Here is a 25,549-nt window from a genome sequence, read left to right as displayed (position 1 = left end):
GCGATGTATGTAGCGGTCAAGGGTGGCGAGCGCGCCATCGACAATGCCCATGCGTGGCTGGCCGAGGAACGGCGTGGCGATCTTGGCGTGGCAGAGCTTTCCATCGCGCAGATCCGCGAGCAACTGGCGCTGGCCGTCAACCGCGTGATGGCTGAGGGCTCGCTCTACGACCCTGATCTGGCCGCGCTGGCGATCAAGCAGGCGCGCGGCGATCTGATCGAGGCAGTGTTCTTGATCCGCGCCTATCGCACCACGCTGCCGCGCTTTGGTGCCTCTCATCCGGTGGACACCGCCGCGATGGCCTGTGACCGGCGCATTTCGGCGACCTTCAAGGACCTGCCGGGCGGCCAGATCCTCGGGCCGACCTTCGACTATACCCACCGCCTGCTCGATTTCGCGCTGGCGGCCGAGGGGCTGGCGCCCGAGGCCGCCCCGCAGGCCGAGGCGTCGGGCGGGGCGGTGCCGCATGTGACCGGCTTTCTGGCGCGCGAGGACCTGATCCAGCCCGACCCCGACGGCCCCGCCACGCCCCGCGACCTGACGCGCGAGCCGCTGGATTTCCCGGCCGACCGACCCCTGCGGCTGCAGGCGCTGACCCGCGGCGACGAGGGCTTCGTGCTGTCGATGGCCTATTCGACCCAGCGCGGCTACGGCAAGAACCACCCTTTCGTGGGCGAATTGCGCATCGGCACCGTGCCGGTCGAGATGGACATCCCCGAACTGGGGTTTTCCATCGATATCGGCGAGGTGGTGCTGACCGAATGCGAGACCGTGAACCAGTTCACCGGCTCGAAATCTGAGCCGCCGCAATTCACCCGCGGCTATGGGTTGGTGTTCGGCCAGACCGAGCGCAAGGCGATTTCCATGGCGCTGGTCGACCGTGCGTTGCGCTGGGAAGAACTGGGCGAAGACAATTCCGGCGCGCCTGCACAAGATGTGGAGTTCGTGCTTTACCATGCCGACAACGTGCAGGCGACGGGGTTCCTCGAACACATCAAGCTGCCGCACTACGTCGATTTCCAGTCGGAGCTTGAACTGATCCGGAGGCTCAGGGCCGAGGCGATGCAAGCCACGCGCAAGGAGGCCGCGGAATGAGCCTAGTCGCCCCCGCCATCCCCGCCGTCCCCGTCGCTGTCCCAATCGTCGCGCGGGTCCTTGGTCGCGCGCCGCTCTGTGCCGTCCATCTCGATCCAGACGTAGACGGAAACCCCGCCAACGGTTTCCACCCGCAGGCTGCGGCGGCGGCGAAACTGGCGCCAGCTGGCCCAGGTCAGCGCGATGCCGGTGATCGGGAAGATCGTGAAGATCGCGCGTTCAAGCGGCGCAAGCGTCTCTATGCCCCCGAAAAAGAGCAGAAGAAGCGCCATGGCCGTCCACAGAAGGGCAAAGATCAACTGTCCCATACCGCAACCATCGCATGCGATTTCGGCGAAAAGGTGACCCATGTCTGACTATAATTTCGCCTATCTCGACGAGCAGACCAAGCGGATGATCCGCCGCGCGATCCTGAAAGGGGTGGCCGTGCCGGGCTATCAGGTGCCGTTTGCATCCCGCGAGATGCCGATGCCCTATGGCTGGGGCACGGGCGGCGTGCAGGTGACGGCCGCCTGCCTGACGCCCGAGGATACGCTCAAGGTGATCGACCAGGGCGCGGACGACACCACCAACGCGGTGTCGATCCGCAAGTTCTTTGAAAAGACCGCCGATGTGGCGGTGACGGAAAAGACCGCGGAGGCCACGATCATCCAGACCCGCCACCGCATCCCCGAGGTGACGCTGACCGAGGATCAGATCCTCGTCTATCAAGTGCCGATGCCCGAACCCTTGCGGTTTCTGGAGCCCTCCGAAGTCGAGACGCGCAAGATGCATGCGCTGCAGGACTACGGGCTGATGCACGTCAAGCTGTATGAGGATATCGCGCGGCATGGCGAGATCGCGACGGCCTATTCCTATCCGGTGATGGTCGAGGACCGTTATGTCATGTCGCCCTCGCCGATCCCGAAGTTCGACAATCCCAAGCTGGAAAGTGCGGCGCTGCAATTGTTCGGCGCGGGGCGCGAGCAGCGCATCTATGCCGTGCCGCCCTTCACCAAGGTCGTCAGCCTCGATTTCGACGATTACCCCTTCGATCCGTCCAAGGCGCCGCATCCCTGCGCGCTTTGCGCGGCCGAGGACAGCTACCTCGACGAGGTCATCACCGATGACCAAGGCACCCGGATGTTCGTCTGTTCCGACACCGATTTCTGCGCCGACAGGCGGGCCGCGCAAGAGGGGGAAGCCGCATGACACCGCTTCTGGATGTGAAGGACCTGACGAAAACCTACGGCGGGCGGGTCGGCTGCACCGATGTGTCCTTCCGGCTCTATCCCGGCGAGGTGCTGGGGATCGTGGGCGAAAGCGGCTCGGGCAAGTCGACGCTGCTCAATTGCCTTGCGGGCCATCTGCCGCCGGATCGCGGTCAGGTCATCTTTGACACCCGCGCCGAGGGCCCGCGCGACGTTCTCACCATGTCGGAGCCCGAACGGCGCATGTTGGGGCGCACCGATTGGGCCTTTGTCCACCAGAACCCGCGCGACGGTTTGCGCATGCGCATCAGCGCGGGCGGCAATGTAGGCGAGCGGCTGATGGCCGTGGGCGCGCGCCACTATGGTGAGATACGCGCGCAGGCGACCGATTGGCTGGGCCGGGTCGAGATCAGCGAGACCCGGATCGACGACCGCCCCAGCGCGTTTTCGGGCGGCATGCAGCAGCGGCTGCAGATCGCGCGCAACCTCGTGACCGGGCCACGGCTGGTGTTCATGGACGAGCCGACGGGAGGCCTCGACGTCAGCGTGCAGGCCCGGTTGCTGGACCTGATCCGAGGCCTCGTCCGGCGCATGGGGCTGTCGGCCATTGTCGTGACGCATGATCTGGCCGTGGTACGGCTGCTTGCCGACCGGCTGATGGTGATGAAGGACGGCCATGTCATCGAGACCGGCCTGACCGATCAGGTGCTCGACGATCCGCAGGCGCCCTATACCCAGCTTCTCGTCAGTTCCGTCCTGCAGGTGTGACATGATTCATGTAGAAGAACTCGCAAAGAATTTCACGTTGCACAACCAGGGCGGCACGGTCATCCCCGTGATCGTGGGGGCGGGGTTCAGTGTCGCGCCGGGCGAATGCGTGGCGCTGACCGGCGAGAGCGGGGCGGGGAAATCCACCGTCATGCGCATTCTCTACGGCAATTACCTTGCGCAAAGTGGCAGCGTGCGGATCGGCGGCGTGGACATCACAAAAGCGGAGCCCCGCGATATCTTGCAATTGCGGCGCGAGACATTGGGATATGTCAGCCAGTTCCTGCGCGTCGTGCCGCGCGTGCCGACGCTGGAGGTGGTGGCCGAACCGCTTCTGGCGCTGGGCCGCCCGGAGGGCGAAGCCCTGAACCGTGCGCGGGACCTGCTGACCCGTCTGCGCATTCCCGAACGGTTGTGGCAGCTGTCGCCCACGACCTTTTCGGGTGGTGAGCAACAGCGCGTGAACATCGCGCGCGGCTTTGCCCATGCTTATCCGGCGCTGCTGCTCGACGAGCCGACCGCCAGTCTTGACGCCACCAACCGCGAGACGGTGCTGACGCTGATCGAGGAGGCCAAGGCGCAGGGCGCGGCCATCGTCGGCATCTTCCACGATCTTGAGGCGCGCGCCCGTGTCGCCGACCGCGAGATCGACGTCTCGGCCTTTACCCCGAGGGTTGCATGATCGATGCCCGCGTGACCCCGGGCCGGTTCATCGCTGTGGTCGGCCCTTCGGGCGTCGGCAAGGACAGCGTGATGGAGGCGCTTGTCGCCGCGCGCCCCGAGCTTGTCCGGGTGCGCCGGGTCATCACGCGGGCCTCGGGCGCGGGCGGCGAGGATTTCGACGGCATCAGCCCGGCGCTTTTCGCGGCGCGCGCGGCGGGCGGCGATTTCGCGCTGCACTGGCAGGCGCATGGATTGTTCTACGGCATCCCGCGCGAGGTGCATCAGGTGCTGGCGCGCGGGCAAGATGCGCTGGCCAACCTGTCGCGGGGGATGCTGGGGCAGGCGCACCGGGCCTTTCCCACGCTGCAGGTGCTGCATATCACTGCGCGGCCCGAGGTGCTGGCCGACAGGCTGGCCGCGCGCGGGCGCGAGGGGCGGGGCGATATCGCCCGCAGGCTCGCACGCGCCGCGCCGCCCTTTCCCGACGGGCTGCGGGTGAGCGAGATCGACAATTCCGGACGGCTGGACCGTGCGGTGGCGGCAGCGCTTGCCGCGCTCTACCCCGCGAAGGTGTAGCGGTGGAGGAGGTGAAACATCCCCGCCGCGTCCTCGCCCATCAGGCACAGGCTGTCGATGACGAAGGGCGCGGCGAGATGCGGCGCGAAATGGGCCGCAAGCGCTGCGCGCGCGGCCTCGGCCCGGTCGGTCGGCAGGCTGCCGGTCAGGGTCATGTGAAAGCGGAATTCCTCCATCACATGAGGGTAGCCCCAGCGCGCCAGCAGGGCCTCTTGCCGGTCGGTCAGGGCGGATTTGCGGCGGCGCGCCAGTTCCGCCTCGGAGGGGGGCGCGCGGAACGGGTCGAGCACTTCGACGGTGGCCGCCGCAAGATCGGCCAGCGCGGAAGAGGGCTCGGCGGGCACGATTGCGATGAACCCGCCCAGCCGCCGCACCTCGAGCGCGGGGATCGTGACCGGGGAGCAGGTCGCGCAAAAGATGCGCGCCTCGGCCGCCAGCCACTTGGCATCGGTGCCGGTGGCGAGGCGAAACGGCGGCTTGATCGTGCCGTGAAAGCCGTATTTACGCGGGGTCGCGGTCAGGGCTGCGGGGGTGTCGGGCAGGCCCGGCAGGTCGGGCTGTCCCACCTTGGACCCCGCCACGCTGTCCCAGCCCAGCCAGTCGGCACCTGCGCGATAGAGCGCGCCCTCGGGAACCACGTAGAGACCGTAACGCTTGAACTCATCCATCCTGTCCTGACCTTCCGAGACTGACATGCCCAAGGATCACCCCCTGATGTCCGAGACGCTGACGCTTGCCAATGCCCGCCTGATCCTGCCCAAAGGCGAGATGACGGGGCGCGTGACGCTTCAGGGCGGCGAGATTGTCGAGCTGGCGGCGGGCCATGCCGTGCCCGCGGGCGCCATCGATTGCGGCGGCGATATCGTTGCGCCGGGACTGGTGGAACTGCACACCGACAATCTGGAGCGCCACATCCGCCCGCGCCCCTCGGCGCATTGGCCGCACAAGCCCGCCATCGTCGCCCATGACGCGGAACTGGCCGCTTGCGGGATCACAACCGTCTATGACGCGATCCGGGTCGGCTCGATCGAGGGCAAGGGGGGCGTCGGCTGGTCGCGCTATGCGCGCGATCTGGCCGACGAATTGCTGGCGATGCGGGCGGCGGGAGCGCTCAAGATCAGCCATCACATCCATCTGCGCGCCGAGATCTGCTCGCACACGCTGCTCGAGGAGCTGGAGAGCTTCGGCCCCGAGGATCGGGTCGGCATCATGAGCCTGATGGATCACACGCCGGGCCAGCGGCAGTTCGCAGATCTGGGGCAATATGCGACCTACATGAAAGGCAAGCACGGGCTGAGCGAGGAGGTGTTTCAGGAACATGTCCGCACCCGGCAGGCCCTGGGGCAGGCGGTGCGCGACGCGCATGAAGCGGCGGCCGTGGCGGCGGCGCAGCGTCTGGGCGCGGTGCTGGCCAGCCATGACGACACATTGGTCGAACATGTCGTGCGGTCCGCCGGGCATGGCATCGCGCTGGCGGAGTTTCCGACCACCGAAGCGGCTGCGCGCGCCTGCCGGAGTCACGGGATCGCGGTGATGATGGGGGCGCCGAACCTTGTGCGGGGTGGGTCGCATTCGGGCAATGTCTCGGCCGAGGCGCTGGCGCGGGCGGGGCTGCTCGACATCGTCTCGTCGGATTACGTGCCGGCGGCGTTGCTCTATGCGGCCGTGTTGCTGGGCGGGATCTGGGGCGACCTGTCGCGCGGCATGGCGACCGTCAGCCGGGCGCCTGCGCATGCGGCGGGGCTGATGGATCGGGGCATGCTGGCCGAGGGGATGCGGGCCGATGTGATCCGGTTCCGGCTGATCGACGGCGTGCCCGTGATGCGCGGTGTCTGGTCGGCGGGGGCGCGCGTCGCGTGAGGGGGGAGCGCCGCGAGGGGCATCGAGCCCCGCCCGGCGCTTGGGTGCCCGGCTCCGCGGCGGGGACGCGGGGCGGTGGCTGCGGTCATGCATATTTGGGGAAAGATGAAGGCAGGGGCGGTTTGGTTCAGCAGGCAAGGCCTTCACGCTCCAGCCAGGCCATGGCGGCCGGGATGTCGGCGGCATGGCGCAGTTCCAGCACCAGATGCGGGCGCTGCGGCAGTGCCGCGATGGCGCGGAAGACGGCGTGCCAGTTGACCGTGCCGCGCCCGGGTGGCCAGTGGCGGTCGGCGAAGCCGTCGGCGTCTTGCAGGTGGACATGCGACAGCATCGGGCCTGCGTCCGTGACGAAATAATCCACGGGGGGCGCGCCGGTGGCGTGATGGGCGTAGTGTGCGTGGCCGGTGTCGATCGAGAGGCGCACGGCGTCCGAGGCGAAGCTGGCGGCGAGCTCGCGGCGGGTGCCCGGGTCGATATCCTCGATGTTTTCGATCACCAGCGTGACGCCGCAGGTCTCGGCGCGGGCGACGGCGGGCCCCAGCAGGGCCTGGGCACGGGCGATCTTGCGGTCGCGCGCGGAGGGGGTGTTGCCGATCTCTGGGTCGTTTCCGAAATTGAACCAATCCCAGGTCGTGAAGGGGGAATGGACGACCATCTGCGACGCGCCAAGCGCTGTGGCGGCATCCACCGCCGTGACAAAGCGGCGCGACACGATCGGTGCAATCTCCGGATCGGCCATGTCGAGCGTCATGTCGATGAAGGGCCCGTGGATGCCCAGCCGCCCCTCGAACCCGTCGAGATGGCGTTTGGCCTCGGTCACCACGGCCTGCCAGTCGCCCAAGAGTACCTCGGGGCGCAGGAAATCCTGCACTTCGAGGTCGCGTTGATCCCCGATCAGCCAGTCGCGGTAGGTGGGGAGGTCCGCGACCATGAGGGCCGCGCCGATTTTCAGGGGGAGCATCAAAACACCTGCTTTCCGGCCCGCCAGACGGCTTGGACCACGGGTTGATCGCCGACCAGCCGCACGGCCACCAGATCGGCGCGCAGACCATCCTCGATCCGGCCGCGGTCGGACAGGCCGGTCATGCGGGCAGGCGCGTCGCTGACCAGCGCAAGGGCTGCGGGCAGGTCATGGGGAAAGGCCGGGTCGGCGGCGAGGCGAAAGGCGGCATCGAGCGGCGAGCGCGGGATGTAGTCGGAGGCGAGCGCATCGACGAGGCCATGCGCCAGCAGCTCTGCCACGCCGATATTGCCAGATTGCGAGCCGCCGCGCAGGTAGTTTGGCGCGCCCATCACGATGGCGAGGCCTGCGTCACGGGCGCGCCGTGCGGCTATGAGCGTGGTGGGAAACTCGCTGATCGCCAGCCCTTCGGCGGCGGCCTGATCGGCATGGGCAAGGGTCCGGTCGTCATGGCTCATGATCGGCAGGGCATGGGCATGTGCCGCGCGCACGACATGGGCGCGGACCTCCGCGCCACGCTTTTGGGACCGCTCGAACAACTCGTCCATCATCGCGTGGCCGGTCACCTCGTCCACTTCCATCTCGTGGATCATATGGGCGAACCAGCGGTCGATGTCGGGGCTTTGCCGGTCGCCGGGCGTATGGTCCATGACCGAGACGAGGCGGGTGAGCGGATGGGCGACGGTTGCGTCGATCAGGCCCATGGTGGAGGGGTCCGAGATTTCGCAGCGCAGGTGCACGAGGTGCTCGGCGCGGAAGACGCCCGCCGCCTGACCCTCGGCCAGCGCGGCGAGGAGCGGTTCGAGGATCTCGCGCCGTTCGGGGCGCTTGAGCGAGGCGCCGACCGAGAGGCTGTCGAAAACTGTCGTCGTGCCGCCCGAGATCACCACCGCGTCATGGGCCATGAGTGCGGGCAGGAAGGGCCAGAGCACCGAGAGGCGCGGGTGGGTGTGACGCTCCACATGGTCGGTGTGCAGATCGACGATGCCGGGGATCACGAAGGCGCCGCCGAGATCGCGGCCATCCGACGCGCGGCTGAGCCCGGCGATGCGGCCGTCTTCCAGCGCGAGCGATCCGTCGACGATGCCGCTTGGGGTGACGATGCGGGCATTGGACAGCGTCAGCGCGGGGGCGGGCGGGGCATCAAACATGGTGGGGCAACCTCCTGGCACATGCGCCTTCTCAACGGGGTCAGTGTAACGCCGGTGTTGCGCCGTGGTGACTGTTTTGTGACGTCTCGTGGTGCTTTGCACCGCGTGCCGGAAGCCCGAAGGGCGCGAATCGCGCGGCAGGGGCGTCGCGCCGGCTGAAGTGCCGCCCCTGAAGGTGTTTTTTCCGACATTTCGATGGGTTGTCGGTGCCGGGAGGCGTGGCCGTCTCCATGCCGCGCCGGGCGATCCGAGGCGATTCTCCTGTCACTTGGCGGGCTTGGCGCACTGTCACGAATTCTTCGTCGAACCATTACACCACCATCATGTGTACCCCCTAGCACCCGCCCCAACGAAGACCGGGCGGCACCCTTGGGTGAGAGGGCCGGGCTTCGGCGTTACAACCGCAACCCAAGGATATCTGTCGATGATCAAGACAACCCTGACCGCCCTTGTGCTGGGCGCCACCGCTCTGACCTCCACCGCCGCACTGGCGCAGGACTGGCGCGCAGATCTGCCCGTGTTCCGCGTCGGCCTGCTGGGCGGCGAGAACGAAGCCGACCGTCTGCGCAACAACGAATGCTTCCGCGTTGCGCTTGAAGAAGCGCTGGGCGTCGAGGTTCAGCTCTTCCCCGCCGCTGATTATGCCGGCGTGATGCAGGGCCTGCTGGCCGAGCAGCTGGATTTCGCCACGCTGGGCGCGTCGGGCTACGCGGGCATCTACATGCAGGACGCCGAGGCGGTCGAGCCAATCTTCGTGGGCTCGGAGGCGGATGCGTCCACCGGTTACGTCGCCATGATGTATGTGCGCGCGGACAGCGACATCCAGACGCTGGACGACATGGAGGGCCGCAGCCTGGCCTATGCCGATCCGAACTCCACCTCGGGCTATCTCGTCCCGCAGTTCGAGCTGGGCCGGATGGGCATCACCGACGATTATTTCTCGCAAACAGGTTTTGGTGGCGGTCATGAGCAGGCCGTGATCGCGGTTCTGAACGGCCAGTACGACGCGGGCGTCACCTGGACATCCGGTCAAGGCGAGCATGCCGAGGGCTACACGCGTGGCAACTTCCGCACCATGGTCAACAATGGCCTCGTCGACATGAACGATCTGCGCGTGATCTGGACCTCGGGCATCATCCCGAACGGTCCCGCCGTGATCCGCACCGGTGTGCCCGATGAAGCCCGCCAGATCGTCTACGACTACCTGCTGACGCAGCACGAGACCGACCCCGCCTGCTATACCGCATTCTCCATGGGCGAAGGACAGGGCTGGGTGCCGGTCGATCACGAGTTCTACGAGGGCGTTATCGCGATGCGCGAGGCAACGACCCAGTCGCGCTGAGCGATTGCAGCCATGCGGGGCGGCCTTGGGGCCGCCCCTCTCGTTTCATTCAAAATCTGGGGACATCACCATGTTCAAGACAACGCTTGCAGCCCTCGTGCTGGGTGCCACCGCGCTGACCTCCACCGCCGCTTTCGCGCAAGACGATTGGCGCGCGCAGATGGGCAGCTTCAATATCGGAATCCTGGGCGGCGAGAACGAGGCCGACCGGCTGCGCCGCAACGAATGCTACGGGGAGCTGATCTCCGAGGTGCTGGGCGTGCCGGTCCAGCTTTTCCCGGCCGCCGATTACGCCGGTGTCATGCAGGGCCTGCTGGCAGGTCAGTTGCACATGGCGGGCCTTGGTGCGGCATCCTATGCCGGCATCTACCTGCAGGACCCCGACGCGGTCGAGCCGGTCCTGACGCGCGCCCAGCTGGACGGCACGCTGGGCTACTACGCCGTGATGGTGGTGCGCTCGGACAGCGACATCCAGTCGCTCGAGGACATGCAGGGTCGCAGCCTTGCCTATGCCGATCCCAATTCGACCTCCGGCTATCTGGTGCCGCGCGGCCAGCTCGCCTTGCAGGGGATCAATGACGAGGAATATTTCGGCACCACCGGCTTTGGTGGCGGTCATGAACAGGCTGTCGTCGCCGTCCTCAACGAGCAGTATGATGCCGCGGTGACCTGGATTTCCGGTCAGGGCGACTTTTCCGACGGTTTTTCGCGCGGCAACCTGCGCCGGATGGTCGACAATGGCCTGCTCGACATGAACGACATCCGCATCGTCTGGACCTCGGACATCATCCCCAACGGCCCGACCGTGTTCCGCCAGGACCTGCCCGAGGAAGCGCGCGCGCTGATGATGGAGTTCCTGCTGAGCATGCAGGCCGAGCATCCCGAATGCTACGCGCTGGCCGCAGGTGGCGATGACGGTGGCTTTGTCGAGATCGACCATGCTTTCTACGAGAGCACGATCGCCCTGCGCGAAGTGATGACCGAAGCGCGCTGACACACCCATAGATCGACGCCGCGGGGCCCGTGAAACCGGCCCCGCGGCGCATTTCGTGCCGGTGCGAACGTCCGCGCGGCCGCAGGCAGGCAAAGGAACCCATATATGCTGAAACTTCAGAAACTGACCCGGCAGTTCGGCGAAAACCTCGCCGTGAACAATGCCAATCTGGAAATTCCCGATGGCCAGATGGTGGGCATCATCGGCCGCTCTGGTGCGGGCAAGTCCACGCTGCTGCGTCTGCTCAACCGGTTGATCGACCCGTCCGAGGGCCAGATCCTGTTCGGCGACGCCGATATCGCCGCCCTCAAAGGCCGCGAGCTGCGCGCCTGGCGGTCCGATTGCGCGATGATCTTTCAGCAGTTCAACCTTGTTGGTCGTCTGGACGTCATCACCAACGTGCTGACCGGGCGGCTCTACGACGTGCCAGCGTGGCGGTCGATGGCGCAGGTCTTTACCCCCCGCGAACGCGCCTTTGCCATTCAGGCGCTGGATCGTCTGGGCATGGCCCATACCGCGCTGCAAAAGGCCGAAACCCTGTCGGGCGGCCAGCAGCAGCGCGTCGCCATCGCGCGTGCGCTGGCGCAGGAGCCCAAGATCTTGCTCGCCGATGAACCCATCGCGTCGCTCGACCCGATGAACGCCAAGATCGTGATGGACGCGCTGCGCGACATCAACCGGCAAGACGGGATCACGGTGATCTGCAACCTCCACACGCTCGATACCGCGCGCAATTATTGCGACCGGATCATCGGCATGCAGGACGGGCGCGTCGTCTTTGACGGCACGCCGGACCTGTTGACCACGCAGATGGCGCGCGAGATCTACGGTGCCGAGGCTGACGAGGCCTTCAACGAGGCCGCGACCTCCACCGCGCTGCCGGCGTCCGTCGCCGCCGCGCGTGTCATGGCCTGAGGGGCAATTGCAATGACCTATACCCCCACCCTCGGCGGATCCTCCGCCGCGCCGGGTGACGGACCGCGCGACGCGGTCTCCACCTTCGAGCGTCACCGCGCGGAACTGCGCGCCTCCAAGCGGCTCTGGAACATTCTGGGGCTGGTGGCTTTTGTCGTCTGCCTCGGCCTGTCGATCTGGGTCAGCCGCTTCTACCCCGACCGGCTTGCCGCCGGTGTGCCGCGCATTTTCGAGTATTTCGGCACCATCATGCCCGACCTGCAGTGGTCCGTGCTGTTTGAGGGCCGGACCGAGGAAGGCCGCGCCGTGCCCGGCTCGCTGACCTTTTGGTACACCGATTTCTGGACCTACATGCGGCTGATCTGGGAAACCATCCTGATGGCGATCACCGCGACGCTGATCGGGGCCGCCGTGGCCTTTGTGCTCAGCTTTCCCGCAGCCGCCAATCTTGCGCCGAATAGCTGGGTCTACTGGATCTCGCGCCGGTTCCTCGAGATCTGCCGCGGCATTCCCGAGATCTTGCTGGCGCTGGTCTTCGTCTTCATGATCGGCATCGGCCCGCTGGCGGGCGTTCTGGCGATTGCGATCCACACCATGGGCGCGTTGGGCAAGCTGTTCGCCGAAGTCAACGAGAACGCATCGTCCCGTCCGGTCGAGGGGATCACGGCGGTCGGCGGCAGCTGGGCCGAACGCATGGCCTACGGCGTGGTGCCACAGGTGGCGCCCAACTTCTTCAGCTACGCCCTGCTGCGCTTCGAGATCAACGTGCGGGCCTCGTCCATCATCGGCTTCGTCGGCGCAGGCGGTATCGGGCAGGAATTGAACCGCGTCATCTCCTTCTATTCCGATGACCGGGTGGCGGCGGTTCTGCTGCTGGTCGTTCTGACCGTGACCATCATCGACCTGATCTCGGAACGCGTGCGTCTGAACTACATCGGGCGGGAGAATTTCCAATGAGCATCGCCGCCATTTCCGCTGTCACCGACGACCAGATCGACCGCGTGCGCGCGGACCATCCGGGCGCTTTCGCCACGCCGCTGGGCACCATCCGTCGCTGGGCGCCCCTCGTACTGGCGGTAATCTATGTGCTTGGCTCGATGTGGTATTTCGAGTTTGGCAAACTGCTTGAAAGCTCCGAGCGGGTGCTGCGCCTGCTCCGGGCCTTCGTGGTCTGGCGCGACATGGACGGCTGGGCCTATGACCAGATCTATGTCGGGATCGCGCAGACACTGGCGATGGCCTTCCTCGGCACGCTCTTGGGTACCATCGGCGCGCTGATGATCGGCTTTGTGGCGGCGCGCAACGTCATGCCCGTCATGATCGTGCGCCAGATCGTGCGCCGTATCCTCGACGTGCTGCGCGGCATCGACTCGCTTGTGTGGGGTCTCGTCTTCGTGCGGGCCGTTGGCCTTGGGCCGCTGGCAGGGGTTCTGGCGATCTTCGTCTCGGACCTTGGCACGCTGTCCAAGCTGTATTCCGAGGCGATCGAGAACATCGACCGCAAGCAGGTCGAAGGCGTCAAGGCCACCGGCGCCAGCCAGCTGGGCGTGATCCGCTACGGCTACATCCCGCAGGTGCTGCCGGTCTTCATCTCGCAATCGCTCTACTTTCTCGAAAGCAACACCCGCTCGGCCACCATTCTGGGCATCGTCGGCGCGGGCGGCATCGGGATGATCATCATCGAACGTTTCCGCGCTGGGCTGTATGATCAGGTGGCATTCGTGGTGCTGAACGTGCTTGTGCTGATCTTTGCGATTGACTGGGTGTCCAAGCGCGTGCGCCTCTGGGCCATCGGAGAGAAGCACGACGCATGAGCAAACGACTGAGCGAGGCGCCGACCCTGCACCCTGAGGCAGAGGTCGGTGCCGATGTGACCCTTGGCCGCTGGACCGAGGTGGGGCGCCAGACCACCATGACCGATTGCGAGATGGGGGATTATTCCTACATCTGCGCCTACGGTCAGGTGATCTGGACCACCATCGGCAAGTGGACCAACATCGCCAACATGGTGCGCCTGAACCCCGGCAACCATCCGACATGGCGGGCCTGCCAGCATCACGCGCTCTACCGCGCCAGCATGTTCGGGTTCGGCGAGGACGAGGCGGAATTCTTCGACTGGCGGCGCGATCATTGGGTGAGTGTGGGCCATGACGTCTGGATCGGGCACGGCGTCACGGTGCTGGCCGGCGTCAGCATCGGGACCGGGGCGGTCGTCGGGGCAGGGTCGGTGGTGACGCGTGACGTCGCCCCCTACACGGTCGTCGTGGGCGCCCCCGCCCGCCCAATCAAGCGCCGCTTCAGCGAGGCGCAGGAAGGGGCGCTGATGCAAATCGCGTGGTGGGATTGGGACCATGACCGGTTTGGCGCGGCCATCCCCGATTTCCGCGCGCTGTCCATCGACGCCTTCATCGAGAAATACCGCCCCTGACCGGCCCCTGTGGCGGGCGGGTCACCCAACGGGATCACACGGAACGGGATCACCGGGCGGGGCAAGCGTGCGCGCCGCCAAAGCGACCAGCGCGGCCCAGGCCTCCGGGTCGGGGCGGGCGCGGGTCTGGGGCGGGGCCGGGGGCATGCCCGGTCCGCCCGGATGCAGGTGCAGCCCGGTCTGTCGCGTCTGCACCAGCTTGGCCATGCCCTCGGACCGCGGCAGCCCGTCTGGCCCGATGCTGAGGATGCCGCTGTGCCATGACAGCGTCACCGGGCCCTGCACGATACGCGCCACATCAGCGGCGAAGGGCAGGATCAGGGCTGGCACCGTCACGCCCACAAGACCGACCCCGTCGGGGGGAAGGTGGCGGGCGATGTCGCTGAGTGCTGTGCCCGTGCGGATCGGGCAAAGCGCCCCGCCCGGAGCGCTCCAGACCCGGTCTTGCAGGCGCTGCGGCACCATCTTGGCGTCGCGGCGTACCCGGATTTCGGCGAGCAGGTCGGCCAGCGCCCGGCAGCCGTCGATATCGGCCGCGCACAAGATGCGCACGGCGCGCCCGGCCTCGTCGGCCAGATCCCAAGGCAGGCCGGCACCACGGGCCGCGCGGCGCGCCAGCGTCTCCACCTCGCCGAAGGACAGCGTGTCGGTCATCGGCGCGCACCGGCATCGTCCGCGCAGGGTGCGCCGGCAAAGAGCCGCGCCCGCAAGTCGCCCGTCGCGCCGATGTCCGTGCCCCCGAGGAAGGCCAGCGTGGCCCGCATCAGGTCGGCGGGCCGCAGATCGGCGTCGATCAGGTTGTCGCGGATCTCGGCATAGGGGGCGAAGCCCGCGATCTGGGCACGGCGGATCGCGCTGCGGTGGTCTGGATGCTCCAGCAGCATCTGCGCGACCGGCATCTCGTCGGGGAAAAGCCCAAGCCTGCGCCAGGCGCGCACGGCGTCGCGGACCACGGCCAGCGGCAATTCGAAGGGTCCCGTCACCGCGCCAGCGCCAGCGCCGCCGGGCCTGTGCCTTGGCCCCAGCGTCGGGTCGCCGCCGCCCCGTGCGCTCGACCAGGCCAGCGCGGTCATCGCCTCCTCGGACCAGTCGCGCGCCAGCGCCCAGCCATGCACGCCGTCGATCAGGGCGCGCATCCGCCCGACGGACAGGGTGCCGTCGATGCGGTAATCGCGGTCCAGCGTGTCGGACATGCAATGCGCCAGACCGTCGACCAGATCGCCGTAGGGCTCCAGCATGGTTGAGGCCAGCGCCTCCTGTCCGCCCGGTCCAAGTGCGCCCGCCGCCCATTCCATCAGCCATCCCCAGGGGCGCGGGCCTTGTGGACCCTTTGCCATGGTTTGCGCGAGACGCTCCAGATCGGCGCGCAAGGCGGTGCCGCGTTCCGCATCCCCCGCAATTGTTCCCAGCCCCACCAGCAGGTCGCGGACATGGTCCCAGTCGTCGGTGCGCAGCCGGTCGAGGGCCGAGACCCGGGCGATGGCCTCTTCGCGGGCCATGATCCATGTGTTGAAGAGGCATGGATGGGTCACCGGGAAGGCCGCAAGCGTCAGCCCGGTGGACAGGCCAATGCCCAGTGACCGCGCCGCCGAAGCGGTCAGCCGGGTGGCCTGAGCGCCGCCCAGCCCCAGGGCCAGATGCTCCACCAGATCTTGCGCAAAGCGTCGCATCAGCCAGAGCGTCAGCAACTCGGCCTGAAACGGAGCGTGCAACTCGGCGCGGTCGGCGATCAGGTCGCGGTCGGCGGTGCCCATCTTGCCCGAGGCCAGCACCGGCGCCGCGCGCAGCAGCGCGCCGGTGGACAGCCGCGCCGTGTCGGGCTGCACGCCCGCGGCGAGACAGGCCAGCACATGGTCCCACAACGCGCCCTCGTGCGTCGCATGAGTCAGGCACAGCTCCCGCTCCGACAGGCGGCCGGGTTCGTCGCGCAGCAGCGCTGTGCGCAAACGGGCCATGTCGTCCACCTCGGGGGTGCCGTCGCACAGCGCGAAGCCTGATCGCGGGCCGCCATCCGCCACCGCAAAGAGGGCGTAGCGCCGGGCGCCCGTACTCACGGTATAGACAGCGTGACCTTGCCCTGCGGCATCGAGCGACCAGATGCTGCGCGCCACCGTCCAACGCTCGGCCGCCATGCGCCGCAACAGCTGCCGGTCGAAACTGAGGCGGCTTGGCTGCAAGGCACCCAGCCGTGCGAGCCTCATGACCAGAGCGGGCGCGCGCAACCTGATGCCTTGCGGCAGGCCGGGCTGGGTCATTGTGACACCCGGCGGTCGTTTTGCCGGGCGGGCCACAGCTTGGGCGAGGGCGGTGACGACGGCCCCCGCCATGTGGTCTTGAGCAGCCGGTCGCCGCGCATCGGTGTCGTGCCTCTTCGGTCCTGCGCGCCAAGCATGGGCCGCGCGCGGGGGCGCGTCAAACCAAACCGGCGGCGGTCAGCCGATCCGTTTTTCCGGTCGCCGTTCGGGTTCGCCAGCCTCGGACGGGATGTCCAGCGGCGGACAGACCGGAGGCTGGCCCAGATGCGTCAGCACGGCGCGGGCATCGGCCGCGGTGCCTGCGGCGACCATGACCTCTGCCAGAAGGGCGCGCAGGGCCGCCACATCGGGGGCTGCCTCGACCGCCGTCACCAAGATCGCCTTGGCCGCCGGGAAATCCCCTTGGGACAGGGCGATGCGCGCCTTGAGGAGCGCCGTCTGGGCAGCCGGTGCAGTCGGTTCTGCCTGCGCAACGACGCAGCGTGCCAGCTGGACCCGGCCATGTTCCAGCGCCACATCGACCAGCAGCTCGACCGGATCGGGCCGCCCGGGCAGCATCTGGGACAGATGGCGTGACGCGGTCAGCGCGGCGGCAAGATCGCCCCGCAAAAGCTGCGCGCGCGCCAGCAAAAGCCCCGCATCGGGCCGCGTGTCCGACGTGTCGGACAGAAGGTCCACCGGACCCGCAGCGATATCTTGATGATCTTCGGGCGCAAAATGACGTGCCATACCGGTCCTCGGTCTACTCTTCCCATTCCGGGGACACATCATGCCGCGCCCGATCCTGTCTGCCCTGGCAGGATCAGGCGACACCGTGCGCATCCCCTACCCGCAAGCCTTGCGGGTAGGGGTTAACACTTGGTTAACCGATTGAAAAACGCTGCCGTCCCGCGTGCCGTTTCTGGGCGATCTTCCGCAGGCCGTGCCGGGATCGGGATTTGACCCGTGCAGCCCGCGTTGCGGCGTTGCGCCATGGATCAGGATGTTGCAACACTTGGCCCATTGCATGATCCGCTGCAGCACCTGACGCGGAACCTATATTGAAGGAGGTCGTCTTGCCGCGGTCCAAGCCCTTTTGTCTGATTCCCGGTTTCGCGCTGACTGCGCCGCTTGCACTGCTGCTTGTGATTGGTCCTCTCGGGCGGGCACAGGCGGTTGATCTGCCCGATCCGGCCGTGATGGAGGCGCAGTTGGCAGAGCTGAACGCCGACGTGCCGGGCTCGATCTGGGCCTTGAACCCGTTTCGCAACGCGCATGAGGCGACGGGTGACGATGGCACGACCTTCCGGCTCACCTCGCTCAACCCGCATGTCAATTCGTGGTTCGTGCTCGAGGTCGCGCCGGTCTCGGGGCGCGCGCGCGCCTATCACCTTGAGAACGGTGACCCCGAGGCCACGCTGATCGCGTTGCAAGACGGGGATGCGCCATCGCTGGTGCTCGACCAGTCCGGCGTCCTGACCGAATGCGCGCCTTGGGCCGACGGCAGCCTGCAAGCCGCCGCCGACCTTGACCTGCCCTTTGCCCCGATCTGCGACTGGGCGGTCTTCGTGCGCAACCCGGTGCGCGGCAACCGCACCACGCGCGAGGCGGTATCGCAATTCCTGCGCGACAACGTCATCTTCGGCGACAGCATCGTGAACCTGATCAAGGGCGCTTTTTTCGAGGATGCGTTCATGGTGTCCTCGGAGGGGTTCGAGGGCGAGGTGGAGATCAGCGGGGTAGAGTTGCTGGGCACCGCGCTGCTGGCGCAGACGCCCGCGATGCGGCCTGCGATGGGGTTTGAGCTTGAGGGCACTGATGGCGGCGCGATGACTGCGGGGGCCTGGTACGAGGTCACCGACGCGCCTGGCATCTACGCATCGGTGATGCAGCCGGCCATGATCGCGCGGGAGGTCTTCGATGTGCCCGGGGCCAACGGGCTCGACGGGGTGGAAAACCGCGCGGATGTGTATCTGGTGGCCTTTGACATGGCGCAATTCGAGATCGGCTACGAGGTGGGCACCGACCACCCGGCGCTGGGCTGGTCGCCGCGACCCTCGGGCGCAGGGCGGCACTATCAGGGGCCGGGGCCGGACGGCATCGACCGGCCCGATCCGCTGGTGTTCAACGGGATGCTCTCGCCCAATTTCTACGAAACGGTGGCCGCGACCTTCACCGGCGGGTTCAAACGCGAACACGGGGCCTGGCGGTTCGGGGATTACGCGAGCTTCAACTGGGGCCATCACTACGGTTTCCTGACCCATGGCGTGCTGTTCTCGCGGCTCTGGCCGAACCTCGCCACGCTCTATGTGCTGGAGGATGGCACGGTCGGCATGCGCACCTGGACCGAAGAGGATGCGGGCCTGATGGACCGGCTGGTCACCGCCCGCCAGAACGGCGTGCCCCTGATCGAGAACGGCGTGCCGGGCGACCGCGTGACCTCGTGGGGGGGCGGCAACTGGTCGGGTTCGGCCGAGGCCAACCTGCGCACGCTGCGGGCGGGGGCCTGCTTGCGGACAGTCGAGGGGCGGCAGTTCTTGATCTACGCCTATTTCTCGTCGGCCACGCCGTCGGGCATGGCGCGGACCTTCCAAGCCTATCAATGTGACTATGCGATGCTTCTGGACATGAACAGCCAGGAGCTGACCTACATGGCGCTCTACACCCGCGAGGACGGTGATCTGGAAACCCGCCACCTCGTGCGCGGTATGGCCGAGAGCGACCCGAGCGGGGCCGCGCGATTCGTCGAGGCGCCCGACAACCGTGATTTCTTCTACCTTGTGCGGAGGGAGTGAGCATGATCCGAACCGTCCTGAAGGCGGCACTGGCCGCCGCAGCCATGGCCTTGCCTGCGGGTGCGCAGACATTGGCCGAACGCAACGAAGCGATGTTTCGCCAGATGCAAGAGGTGCGCGGCGTCTCGGCCTCCGAGATCAGCCGCGTCCGGGCGATCTTTGCGGCCTCGCCCAATGGCTGGATGGGGCAGGGCAACCCGGCCGTCACCCGCCACCCGCTGACGCCCGAGGAGGCGGCGGCGCGGCTGGGTGGCACGGTCGAGCAGGTCCAGAACAGCTATCGCAACCGCGAATACGAGCGGATCTGCGGTGAGCCCTTCATGGTGCCACTTTATGATCCGCAGACCCAAAGCCCGCGCGATGCCACGGTCTGTGCGGACATGTTCGAATATCCCAATATCCCGATGGCCTACCCGGTCGTCTGGGTCCGCGCCAACGAGGCCGCGCAGCTCTGCGCAGCCGAGGGCAAGCGGATCGGCGATGCCCATGAGTGGGAGGGTGCCTCGGCTGGCCAGTTGTTGCCGCCCGATTATCCCTTCGACCGCATTCGTGGCATGAGCGCCTCGGCCGCGGTCAACACGATGCGCGGCCTGCACAATGCGCGCTACGCCAATACGTCGGGCACCTTTTCCATCGGGTCGTGGCGGTCGGGCGTCTGTGCCACGGGCAGTTTCAAGAACGCCTCGTGCAATGGCGGCAGCTTCACCGGTTGCGGGTCGAACACCTATCCTGCCGGCTCGTTCCCGGAGTGCCGGTCACCCTTGGGGGTCTATGACATCGACGGCAATGCGGCAGAGCACATGAACCTGCCCCTGTCGGAGGATCAGATGGCCAGCCGCGGGTCGACCACTCTGGGCGTGACCGAGATGAAAGGGTCGTGGTTCATCTGGGACACCATCCGCGCGCATGAGCATTGGTCGCGCTGGCGCGCACCCTTCTGGCACGGCACGCGGGTCATGTCGGAGGGCAGCCACCGGAACTATCACCTCGGCTTCCGCTGTTTCCGGGATGTGGGGTGACGGGATCGGAAAACTGCAGTTTTCCGATTGGAAAAACTGCAGTTTTTCCCGCTCGTTGACTACCGAAGCGAGGCCAGCCTGACCGTTGTGCTGCTGAGCGGCCCATCGGTGTTGAGCATCCCCGCATATTGCCCGTCGGTCAGCAGCCCGCGCAGGTCGACCGCGCGCCCGTCGACATAGGCCGTGCGCGCGACCAGCCGCACGCCATGGCTGTAGTCGGCGTAATATTCGCCATGCACGGTCGACAGCGGCTGGATCGGGTCGCCGTTCGAGCGGTGCCAGCCGTAGATCGCAACGCGGCCCGGCGCATTGGCGAGCCTGTTGGCGATCACCACATCCTTCTTGTGGCCCGCGACCAGCAGGCCGGGGCGAGCGCCCGCGCGGGCGAACTGCGCGGCGACAGTGGCGTTGTGGCGCAAGAAATACTCGGTCGAGGACATGGCCGAGGTCGGCGGCATCGGCGAGGGCGAGACGCGCACATCGGCCTGCGCATAGATCGCGTCCACCATCCGCGTCGTCGGCAACATCATGTCGAAGGCATCGGCGACGCGCAGCGCTGCGGGCAGGCCAAGCGGCACGCGGACATGATCGGCATCCGATCCGATGGCAAGGTAATCGGGCGTGACGCAGATGGTGATCCGGGTCTGCCGTCCGCCCACCACGCCGGTAAACTCGACCGGCTGCAGGTCGCGCAGATGGGCAGGGATGTTGCCGCGCAGCGCCTCGGCCACCAGCGCGGAATCGCGCGTTGCGCCGCTGCCATTGCCGACGGCGGCCATGGCGGCGGCGCCCCCCGCCGCGTTGCCGGGCCTGCGCGGGATCTCGCGCGCCAGCTGGGGCGAACAGGGGTTGGCGCCCGCGCGCGGCGGCACCGGGTCGGACAGGCGGGGGCTGGGCTCGACCTCGGGCGTGGTGGCCGCGGCCAGTACGATTTCGGCGTCCGCGGGCGCGCGCGTCGACAGGGTCACCGGGCGGATGGCGGGGCGGACGGCGGCAACGCGGACCGGGGCGGCGACCGGCGCGTCGGGGCGGACCACGGGACCGGGCAGGCCCAAGGCGCGCGCCGCGCTGACGCCGTCGGCCAGCGCGACAAGGCGTGATCCGCTGGCAGGGCGCTGCGGCGGCACCACGGCAGGCCGTCCGGCGATCACGCGGAGCGGCGTGGCGTCTGCTGTCGCGTCAGACGTTTCGATGCGCGGCGGTGCGGGCAGGTCTGCATCGGCCAGCCGAGGCGGCAGGATTTGGGCCGGGGCGGTGTCGCTGAACGCGGGCGCGAGGACCACGGGATCGGCGGTCGACAGCAGAGGGCGTACCCGTGACGCAGGTCGTTCCGTCGGACGCAGGGGGGTATCGATTTCAGCCAGTTCCACCGGGGCGGACAGGTAGGACAGCGCCCGCGAGGTCACGACATAACCGGCGATGGCCGCCACGCAGGTCGACAGCACCAGCGCCGCGATCACGGTGTTGGGGTTGTCCGCGATGCGAACGATATGGTTTGAAATGCGCGCCTTTGGCTGCGCCGTCACTGTCCCGGTCATGATCCTGCCCTAAGCGCAAAAGGTGAATTTCACAATAAAGCGCTTGCAAGACATGGGCCGCGCGCCCCGGCCCCGGCGGAATCCCGCGCAAATGGTGGGGCCTAGCGCGGAAACCGGCGCGAAAAGTTAGATCGAGGTCTTCTTGAAGCTGCCTTCGGGAATGGCCTTGATGATGGCCATCACCAGCCACCAGACGCGCCGCACGTGGATGACATCGCGGGTCTTTTCGACAGCGGCCACGATGGCGCGCCCGACCTCCTCGGGCTGGGCCAGCAGGGGGCCCTTCAGGCCCATGCCTGCCGTCATCTTGGTGTCGACAAAGCCCGGCAGCACGGTGACGACATGCACGCCCTTTTTCGCCAGCCGGTTCCTGAGCCCCGACAGATAGGCGGTGAAGCCTGCCTTGGCGCTGCCGTAGACGTAGTTGGACGCCCGTCCGCGTTCGCCCGCGACCGAGGAAATGCCCACCAGCGTGCCCGATCCGCGCGCCTCCATCTTGTTGGCCAGCACACCCAGCAGGCTGGCAGGCCCCTCGAAATTCGAGCGCAGGATGAGGGTGGCGCGGGTCACGTCGGCGGCGGTCTGGGCCTGATCGCCCATCAGGCCCACGGCGCAGACGGCCACCATGGGCAGGTCCGGCAGGCTATCGACAAACGCCTCATGGCTTTCCACGTCCAGCGCATCCACCCTGTGCAGCGTGACCGCCACCCCGAAGCGGGTTTCGAGATCGGCCTTGTCATCGGCCAGCCTGTCGGGGTCGCGCGCGGCGAGCTGGATCGCGCAGCCCTGTGCGGCAAAGGCCCGCGCGGTTGCCCGCGCGATGTCGGAGGCCGCGCCGAGGATCAGGACCGGCCCCTTCACAGCCCCAGCCTTTCGGACTGCACCGACACAAAGCGCCCCGCCGCCCCGGTTGCGGCCCGCATCGCGCGAAAGGCCGCCACACGGGTATCGGCCGCCTCCAGCACCGCGCGCGGCATCCGCGCATCCTTGGCCAGATAGAATCGCCCACCATGGTCGAGCGTGATCGCGTCCAGTCTCTCCATCAGCCTCAGGCTCCGGTCGTTGGCGGGAAAATCGAGGGCGAGCGTATAGCCCGCCATGGGAAAGGAAAACGGCCCCGATTGCGCGCCGAAGCGTTTCAGCACCGACAGCACCGAGGCCTCGCCCGAACGCGCGATGGCACCCAGAAGGGCGCTCATGCCGGGTTTCGCGGCCTCTTGCGGCAAGGCGCACTGGAACTGCAGAAATCCCGCCCGCCCATAGCCCCGGTTCCAGTCGAGGATCGCATCGAGCGGGTAGAAATAGCTGTCCCAATCGACCAGCCTTGGCCCGGGCTTGCGCCGCCCGTTCCAGTAGTAAAGCGCGTTGAAGGCGCGGCGCGTGATGCCGTTCAACGCCGCGGCAGGCAGGTCGAAGGGCAGGCGGAGGGTTGGTTTTCTGGGCGTGACTAAGGGCTTGCGCCGGTCCGCGCGCGGCAGGTCGTCCAACGTGGCATGGCGGCCCAGCATGACGAGGCCGCGCCCCATCATCACGCCCGTCGTCACGCAATCGAGCCATGCGACCGAATAGGGCGCCGACAGGGTGGCATCCATCATGTCTATGGTCGCCTCCAGCGTCTGGGTCGCGCGCATGTCTTGCACGATCCAGCCGGTCTCAACTGGGCGCAGACGGATTTGCGCGCGCAAGATCACGCCCGTCAGGCCCATGCCGCCCACCGTCCAGCCAAAGGCCTCGGACCCCGCCTCGGCCCGTCTCACGCAGCCCTTCGCGTCCATCACCTCGACCCAGTCGACGAAGGCCCCGAAGCTGCCGTCCAGATGGTGGTTCTTGCCATGCACATCGGCCGCGATGGCCCCGCCGAGCGTCACGAACTTGGTGCCCGGCGTGACGGCGGGGAACCAGCCGCGCGGCAAGAAGGCCGCGATGACCTCGGCCAGCAGAACCCCCGCCTCGGCCACCAGAACGCCGCGGACCTTGTCGAAGGACAGCATCCGGTCCATGCCCCGCATGTCCAGCGTCAGGCCAGGGCTGACCGCGCTGTCGCCATAGGCCCGCCCGTTGCCGCGCGCGATCAGCGGGCCCTGCGCCAGGGCTGCGACCACATCGCTTGCGTCCCGCGCGCGGGCCACCCGCGCCTCGACCGGGCGGAACCGGCCCCAGCCCGAAAGCCGCGTCATGCAGCACCCCCTGCCGCGCGGAAGACATAGCGCCGGTCGAGCAGGTATTTCGTGACATAGCCCAGGCTCAACCCCAGCACGGCCCCGATTTCGCGCGCCGCATCGGTGCCCCAGACCATCCAGAACGCGGTTTCCGTCACCCAGAAGATCGCCGTCGTGACCAGCCCCATCGCGGAATAAAGCGCGAATTGCGCGCCCTGCGCCCGCGCCCCCGTCGTGGCGTCGTAAAAGATCCATCGCTTGTCGAGCAGGTATTTCACCACCAGCCCCACGGCGGTGCCGACCGCCATCGCCAGAACCAGCCGCTGCATGCCGACCGGATCGGCTCCGGCCAGCACCAGCCGTTGCGCGCCCAGATTGGCCAGCGTCGCCACCACCGCGAAGCCTGCGTAGCGCAGCACCAGCGCCGCCCCCGACGGCCGCGCGCTCACAAGACCACCGCCAGCACGATGAAGATTACTGCCATCGCCATGACCTTGCGGCTGGTGCGGTTCTCCAGTGCCCAGACCAGCGGGTCGTCGTGCATCTCGCCGCGCGCGGCCACCATCACCATCCGGCTGATCCAGAAGATCAGGAGCGGACAAACCGACCAGAGCATCCAGGGCATCCCGAATTTCTCCTGCACCACCGGCTCGTCGACATACAGCGCCAGCACCAGCACCGCGAGATACCCTGAGGTTATCGCCATCTGGCTCAAGAGGTTGCGATCCTCCACCCGGTAGCCGCGCCGCGACACCGCGCGGCCCGCCGCTTGCAGGTCGGTCAGTTCCGCCAGACGCTTGACCGCGGCCAGCGCGAAGAACAGGAACATCGACACCGCCAGCAACCAGACCGACAATTCCACCCCGATCGCCACGCCGCCCGCGATGATGCGCAGCGTGAACAGCACCGCCAGCATGCAGATATCGACCATCGTGTGGCGCTTGAGCTTGACAGAATAGATCAGCGTCGCCCCGAAATAGAGCGCCACGACCCCCAGCAGCAAAACCCCGTCCAGCGCCGCGACGGCCAGACCGGCCAGCAACAAAGCCGGGAACAGCCATGTGCCAAAGGCCGCCGACAGGGCGCCGCTGGCAAAGGGGCGGTGGCGTTTGCGCGGATGGCTGCGGTCGTCGGCCAGATCCAGCAGGTCGTTCAGAACATAGCCCGCCGAGGCCGTCAGACTGAGCGCGACAAAGGCCACCAGCGCCGCCATCAGTGTCGCCAGATCAAAGGCCAGATCGGCGATCATCGGCACGAAGACGAGGATGTTCTTGACCCATTGCTGCGGCCTGAGCGCGCGCAAGATCGCGCCGGCCCGCCCGGTTTCGGGCGGAAGATGCTCCACTTCGCCCTGTGCCTGAGCGTCGAGGCTGCGCCGGACGGCGGCGCTGGCGTTCACGCTGATCGACTTGCCCCCCGCGGCCCAGACCGGCAGGTCGGCGACGCTGTCGCCCATGTAGACATAGCCGCCCGCCCCGTAGCGGGTGGCCAGAAACGCGGCCTTGGCCGGACCCTTGAGGTTCGTGCCGCCCGCTGTCCCATGCACCTCGTCGAACAGCCCGAGGTAATCGGCCACCGTCGCGGCCAGCCGCGCATCGGTCGCGGTCACCAGCGCCGTCCGCCCCCCCGCTTCGCGCCATGCCTCCAGTCTGGCGATGACGCGCGGGTCATAGGGCAGGGTGGCGGGCAAGATGCGCGAGCGCTCCGCGAGGCAGGCCTTGAGCGCGGGTTTGCCCCGGGGCAATGCCAGCAGAGCCGCGCCCAGCGTGGCCGGATCGCGCGCGACGCCATCCCAGAAACTCTCGTGCAACATGTCCGAGCGCAGCAGCGTGCCGTCCAGATCGGCCACCAGAACGGGCAG

Annotated in this window: 26 protein-coding genes; 14 read left to right on the top strand and 12 right to left on the bottom strand. The window is 67.6% G+C overall.

Annotation, left to right across the window (positions count from 1 at the left end; all coding sequences use genetic code 11):
- Nucleotides 1–3: 3 nt before the first annotated feature.
- A complete protein-coding gene (locus C7455_RS16800; protein ID WP_109670212.1) occupies nucleotides 4–1,095 on the top strand; it encodes a carbon-phosphorus lyase complex subunit in 1,092 nt (363 codons plus the stop codon).
- A 2-nt stretch (nucleotides 1,096–1,097) separates the two neighbouring features.
- Here C7455_RS16800 and C7455_RS16795 read toward each other — a convergent pair whose 3' ends face one another.
- Complete coding sequence (locus C7455_RS16795) at nucleotides 1,098–1,403, bottom strand: hypothetical protein (protein WP_109670210.1); 306 nt, start codon at nucleotides 1,401–1,403, stop codon at nucleotides 1,098–1,100.
- Nucleotides 1,404–1,443: 40 nt separating this feature from the next.
- Here C7455_RS16795 and C7455_RS16790 point away from each other — a divergent pair, with 40 nt between their 5' ends.
- The 4 genes from C7455_RS16790 to phnN are packed head-to-tail and all read left to right on the top strand — an operon-like array spanning nucleotide 1,444 to nucleotide 4,292.
- Nucleotides 1,444–2,286 carry an alpha-D-ribose 1-methylphosphonate 5-phosphate C-P-lyase PhnJ gene (locus C7455_RS16790; RefSeq protein WP_109670209.1) on the top strand — a complete coding sequence of 281 codons (843 nt, stop codon included), beginning with the start codon at nucleotides 1,444–1,446 and terminating at the stop codon, nucleotides 2,284–2,286.
- The gene (gene phnK / locus C7455_RS16785) at nucleotides 2,283–3,053 is read left to right on the top strand and encodes a phosphonate C-P lyase system protein PhnK (RefSeq protein WP_109670207.1); all 771 of its coding nucleotides are present in this window, start codon (nucleotides 2,283–2,285) and stop codon (nucleotides 3,051–3,053) included. The genes C7455_RS16790 and phnK overlap by 4 nt, the downstream gene beginning before the upstream one ends.
- Nucleotide 3,054: 1 nt before the next feature.
- Complete coding sequence (gene phnL, locus C7455_RS16780) at nucleotides 3,055–3,735, top strand: phosphonate C-P lyase system protein PhnL (protein WP_109670206.1); 681 nt, start codon at nucleotides 3,055–3,057, stop codon at nucleotides 3,733–3,735.
- Entirely contained in the window at nucleotides 3,732–4,292 is a 561-nt protein-coding gene (gene phnN / locus C7455_RS16775; RefSeq protein ID WP_109670204.1) for a phosphonate metabolism protein/1,5-bisphosphokinase (PRPP-forming) PhnN, read from the top strand. The genes phnL and phnN overlap by 4 nt, the downstream gene beginning before the upstream one ends.
- Here phnN and C7455_RS16770 read toward each other — a convergent pair.
- Complete coding sequence (locus C7455_RS16770; RefSeq protein ID WP_109670202.1) at nucleotides 4,274–4,960, bottom strand: DUF1045 domain-containing protein; 687 nt, start codon at nucleotides 4,958–4,960, stop codon at nucleotides 4,274–4,276. The two genes, phnN and C7455_RS16770, sit on opposite strands and share 19 nt — an antisense overlap.
- Before the next feature lie 46 nt (nucleotides 4,961–5,006).
- Here C7455_RS16770 and C7455_RS16765 point away from each other — a divergent pair, with 46 nt between their 5' ends.
- Complete coding sequence (locus C7455_RS16765; protein WP_109670323.1) at nucleotides 5,007–6,152, top strand: alpha-D-ribose 1-methylphosphonate 5-triphosphate diphosphatase; 1,146 nt, start codon at nucleotides 5,007–5,009, stop codon at nucleotides 6,150–6,152.
- A gap of 127 nt (nucleotides 6,153–6,279) precedes the next feature.
- On the opposite strand, the gene C7455_RS16760 is transcribed toward C7455_RS16765, so the two are convergent.
- Together C7455_RS16760 and C7455_RS16755 are read right to left on the bottom strand one after the other, a co-directional pair.
- Nucleotides 6,280–7,113 (bottom strand): sugar phosphate isomerase/epimerase family protein, encoded by an 834-nt coding sequence (locus C7455_RS16760; protein WP_109670200.1) that lies wholly within the window; start codon nucleotides 7,111–7,113, stop codon nucleotides 6,280–6,282.
- Complete coding sequence (locus C7455_RS16755; RefSeq protein WP_109670198.1) at nucleotides 7,113–8,264, bottom strand: alpha-D-ribose 1-methylphosphonate 5-triphosphate diphosphatase; 1,152 nt, start codon at nucleotides 8,262–8,264, stop codon at nucleotides 7,113–7,115. Before C7455_RS16755 ends, C7455_RS16760 begins: the two co-directional genes overlap by 1 nt.
- A gap of 424 nt (nucleotides 8,265–8,688) precedes the next feature.
- On the opposite strand from C7455_RS16755, the gene phnD (C7455_RS16750) reads away from it, so the two are divergent.
- From phnD (C7455_RS16750) to C7455_RS16725, 6 genes are all read left to right on the top strand, one after another.
- Nucleotides 8,689–9,606 carry a phosphonate ABC transporter substrate-binding protein gene (phnD, locus tag C7455_RS16750; protein ID WP_109670197.1) on the top strand — a complete coding sequence of 306 codons (918 nt, stop codon included), beginning with the start codon at nucleotides 8,689–8,691 and terminating at the stop codon, nucleotides 9,604–9,606.
- A gap of 70 nt (nucleotides 9,607–9,676) precedes the next feature.
- A complete protein-coding gene (gene phnD, locus C7455_RS16745; RefSeq protein WP_109670195.1) occupies nucleotides 9,677–10,600 on the top strand; it encodes a phosphonate ABC transporter substrate-binding protein in 924 nt (307 codons plus the stop codon).
- Between the two features lie 105 nt (nucleotides 10,601–10,705).
- Nucleotides 10,706–11,515, top strand: coding sequence for a phosphonate ABC transporter ATP-binding protein (gene phnC, locus C7455_RS16740; protein ID WP_109670193.1), 810 nt, complete (start codon nucleotides 10,706–10,708; stop codon nucleotides 11,513–11,515).
- Between the two features lie 12 nt (nucleotides 11,516–11,527).
- Entirely contained in the window at nucleotides 11,528–12,472 is a 945-nt protein-coding gene (gene phnE, locus C7455_RS16735) for a phosphonate ABC transporter, permease protein PhnE (protein ID WP_109670191.1), read from the top strand.
- Nucleotides 12,469–13,329 (top strand): phosphonate ABC transporter, permease protein PhnE, encoded by an 861-nt coding sequence (gene phnE, locus C7455_RS16730; protein ID WP_109670190.1) that lies wholly within the window; start codon nucleotides 12,469–12,471, stop codon nucleotides 13,327–13,329. The genes phnE (C7455_RS16735) and phnE (C7455_RS16730) overlap by 4 nt, the downstream gene beginning before the upstream one ends.
- Nucleotides 13,326–13,943, top strand: a complete 618-nt coding sequence (locus C7455_RS16725; RefSeq protein ID WP_109670188.1) for a DapH/DapD/GlmU-related protein — start codon at nucleotides 13,326–13,328, stop codon at nucleotides 13,941–13,943. Before phnE (C7455_RS16730) ends, C7455_RS16725 begins: the two co-directional genes overlap by 4 nt.
- A gap of 21 nt (nucleotides 13,944–13,964) precedes the next feature.
- Here C7455_RS16725 and C7455_RS20215 read toward each other — a convergent pair whose 3' ends face one another.
- The 3 genes from C7455_RS20215 to C7455_RS16715 all read right to left on the bottom strand — a co-directional run bounded on the left by C7455_RS20215 (nucleotide 13,965) and on the right by C7455_RS16715 (nucleotide 16,927).
- Nucleotides 13,965–14,597 (bottom strand): DUF3726 domain-containing protein, encoded by a 633-nt coding sequence (locus C7455_RS20215; protein WP_170119122.1) that lies wholly within the window; start codon nucleotides 14,595–14,597, stop codon nucleotides 13,965–13,967.
- Nucleotides 14,594–16,198 (bottom strand): hypothetical protein, encoded by a 1,605-nt coding sequence (locus tag C7455_RS20210; protein WP_170119121.1) that lies wholly within the window; start codon nucleotides 16,196–16,198, stop codon nucleotides 14,594–14,596. The genes C7455_RS20215 and C7455_RS20210 overlap by 4 nt, the downstream gene beginning before the upstream one ends.
- 177 nt (nucleotides 16,199–16,375) lie before the next feature.
- A complete protein-coding gene (locus tag C7455_RS16715; protein WP_170119120.1) occupies nucleotides 16,376–16,927 on the bottom strand; it encodes a tetratricopeptide repeat protein in 552 nt (183 codons plus the stop codon).
- A 326-nt stretch (nucleotides 16,928–17,253) separates the two neighbouring features.
- On the opposite strand from C7455_RS16715, the gene C7455_RS16710 reads away from it, so the two are divergent.
- Nucleotides 17,254–18,972, top strand: coding sequence for a hypothetical protein (locus C7455_RS16710; protein ID WP_211315509.1), 1,719 nt, complete (start codon nucleotides 17,254–17,256; stop codon nucleotides 18,970–18,972).
- Between the two features lie 2 nt (nucleotides 18,973–18,974).
- Complete coding sequence (locus tag C7455_RS16705; protein ID WP_109670185.1) at nucleotides 18,975–19,991, top strand: SUMF1/EgtB/PvdO family nonheme iron enzyme; 1,017 nt, start codon at nucleotides 18,975–18,977, stop codon at nucleotides 19,989–19,991.
- Nucleotides 19,992–20,050: 59 nt separating this feature from the next.
- On the opposite strand, the gene C7455_RS16700 is transcribed toward C7455_RS16705, so the two are convergent.
- The 5 genes from C7455_RS16700 to C7455_RS16680 form a co-directional block, all read right to left on the bottom strand.
- Nucleotides 20,051–21,529, bottom strand: coding sequence for a hypothetical protein (locus tag C7455_RS16700; RefSeq protein WP_109670183.1), 1,479 nt, complete (start codon nucleotides 21,527–21,529; stop codon nucleotides 20,051–20,053).
- A gap of 126 nt (nucleotides 21,530–21,655) precedes the next feature.
- On the bottom strand, nucleotides 21,656–22,390 hold the full coding sequence (locus C7455_RS16695; protein ID WP_109670182.1) for an SDR family oxidoreductase: 735 nt from the start codon (nucleotides 22,388–22,390) through the stop codon (nucleotides 21,656–21,658).
- Nucleotides 22,387–23,706 carry an FAD-binding oxidoreductase gene (locus C7455_RS16690; RefSeq protein WP_109670180.1) on the bottom strand — a complete coding sequence of 440 codons (1,320 nt, stop codon included), beginning with the start codon at nucleotides 23,704–23,706 and terminating at the stop codon, nucleotides 22,387–22,389. The genes C7455_RS16695 and C7455_RS16690 overlap by 4 nt, the downstream gene beginning before the upstream one ends.
- The gene (locus C7455_RS16685; protein WP_245904385.1) at nucleotides 23,703–24,137 is read right to left on the bottom strand and encodes a GtrA family protein; all 435 of its coding nucleotides are present in this window, start codon (nucleotides 24,135–24,137) and stop codon (nucleotides 23,703–23,705) included. The genes C7455_RS16690 and C7455_RS16685 overlap by 4 nt, the downstream gene beginning before the upstream one ends.
- Nucleotides 24,134–25,537, bottom strand: coding sequence for a UbiA family prenyltransferase (locus tag C7455_RS16680; protein WP_245904384.1), 1,404 nt, complete (start codon nucleotides 25,535–25,537; stop codon nucleotides 24,134–24,136). The genes C7455_RS16685 and C7455_RS16680 overlap by 4 nt, the downstream gene beginning before the upstream one ends.
- Nucleotides 25,538–25,549: the final 12 nt, after the last annotated feature.

The organism is Roseicyclus mahoneyensis (assembly GCF_003148775.1).
Classification (GTDB): Bacteria; Pseudomonadota; Alphaproteobacteria; order Rhodobacterales; family Rhodobacteraceae; genus Roseicyclus; species Roseicyclus mahoneyensis.
The sequence above is the reverse complement of the archived record's forward strand: the minus strand, read 5'-3'. Positions and strand labels throughout refer to the sequence as shown.

Coding starts and splice junctions, on each gene's coding strand:
- C7455_RS16715 (WP_170119120.1), bottom strand. CDS start 16,927: ATGGCACGTCATTTTGCGCCCGAAGATCATCAAGATATCGCTGCGGGT.
- C7455_RS16770 (WP_109670202.1), bottom strand. CDS start 4,960: ATGGATGAGTTCAAGCGTTACGGTCTCTACGTGGTTCCCGAGGGCGCG.
- phnN (WP_109670204.1), top strand. CDS start 3,732: ATGATCGATGCCCGCGTGACCCCGGGCCGGTTCATCGCTGTGGTCGGC.
- C7455_RS20215 (WP_170119122.1), bottom strand. CDS start 14,597: ATGACCGACACGCTGTCCTTCGGCGAGGTGGAGACGCTGGCGCGCCGC.
- C7455_RS16795 (WP_109670210.1), bottom strand. CDS start 1,403: ATGGGACAGTTGATCTTTGCCCTTCTGTGGACGGCCATGGCGCTTCTT.
- C7455_RS16800 (WP_109670212.1), top strand. CDS start 4: ATGTATGTAGCGGTCAAGGGTGGCGAGCGCGCCATCGACAATGCCCAT.
- C7455_RS16765 (WP_109670323.1), top strand. CDS start 5,007: ATGTCCGAGACGCTGACGCTTGCCAATGCCCGCCTGATCCTGCCCAAA.
- phnE (WP_109670191.1), top strand. CDS start 11,528: ATGACCTATACCCCCACCCTCGGCGGATCCTCCGCCGCGCCGGGTGAC.
- C7455_RS16755 (WP_109670198.1), bottom strand. CDS start 8,264: ATGTTTGATGCCCCGCCCGCCCCCGCGCTGACGCTGTCCAATGCCCGC.
- phnK (WP_109670207.1), top strand. CDS start 2,283: ATGACACCGCTTCTGGATGTGAAGGACCTGACGAAAACCTACGGCGGG.
- phnD (WP_109670195.1), top strand. CDS start 9,677: ATGTTCAAGACAACGCTTGCAGCCCTCGTGCTGGGTGCCACCGCGCTG.
- C7455_RS16790 (WP_109670209.1), top strand. CDS start 1,444: ATGTCTGACTATAATTTCGCCTATCTCGACGAGCAGACCAAGCGGATG.
- C7455_RS20210 (WP_170119121.1), bottom strand. CDS start 16,198: ATGACCCAGCCCGGCCTGCCGCAAGGCATCAGGTTGCGCGCGCCCGCT.
- phnE (WP_109670190.1), top strand. CDS start 12,469: ATGAGCATCGCCGCCATTTCCGCTGTCACCGACGACCAGATCGACCGC.
- C7455_RS16705 (WP_109670185.1), top strand. CDS start 18,975: ATGATCCGAACCGTCCTGAAGGCGGCACTGGCCGCCGCAGCCATGGCC.
- phnD (WP_109670197.1), top strand. CDS start 8,689: ATGATCAAGACAACCCTGACCGCCCTTGTGCTGGGCGCCACCGCTCTG.
- C7455_RS16690 (WP_109670180.1), bottom strand. CDS start 23,706: ATGACGCGGCTTTCGGGCTGGGGCCGGTTCCGCCCGGTCGAGGCGCGG.
- C7455_RS16760 (WP_109670200.1), bottom strand. CDS start 7,113: ATGCTCCCCCTGAAAATCGGCGCGGCCCTCATGGTCGCGGACCTCCCC.
- C7455_RS16700 (WP_109670183.1), bottom strand. CDS start 21,529: ATGACCGGGACAGTGACGGCGCAGCCAAAGGCGCGCATTTCAAACCAT.
- phnC (WP_109670193.1), top strand. CDS start 10,706: ATGCTGAAACTTCAGAAACTGACCCGGCAGTTCGGCGAAAACCTCGCC.
- C7455_RS16725 (WP_109670188.1), top strand. CDS start 13,326: ATGAGCAAACGACTGAGCGAGGCGCCGACCCTGCACCCTGAGGCAGAG.
- phnL (WP_109670206.1), top strand. CDS start 3,055: ATGATTCATGTAGAAGAACTCGCAAAGAATTTCACGTTGCACAACCAG.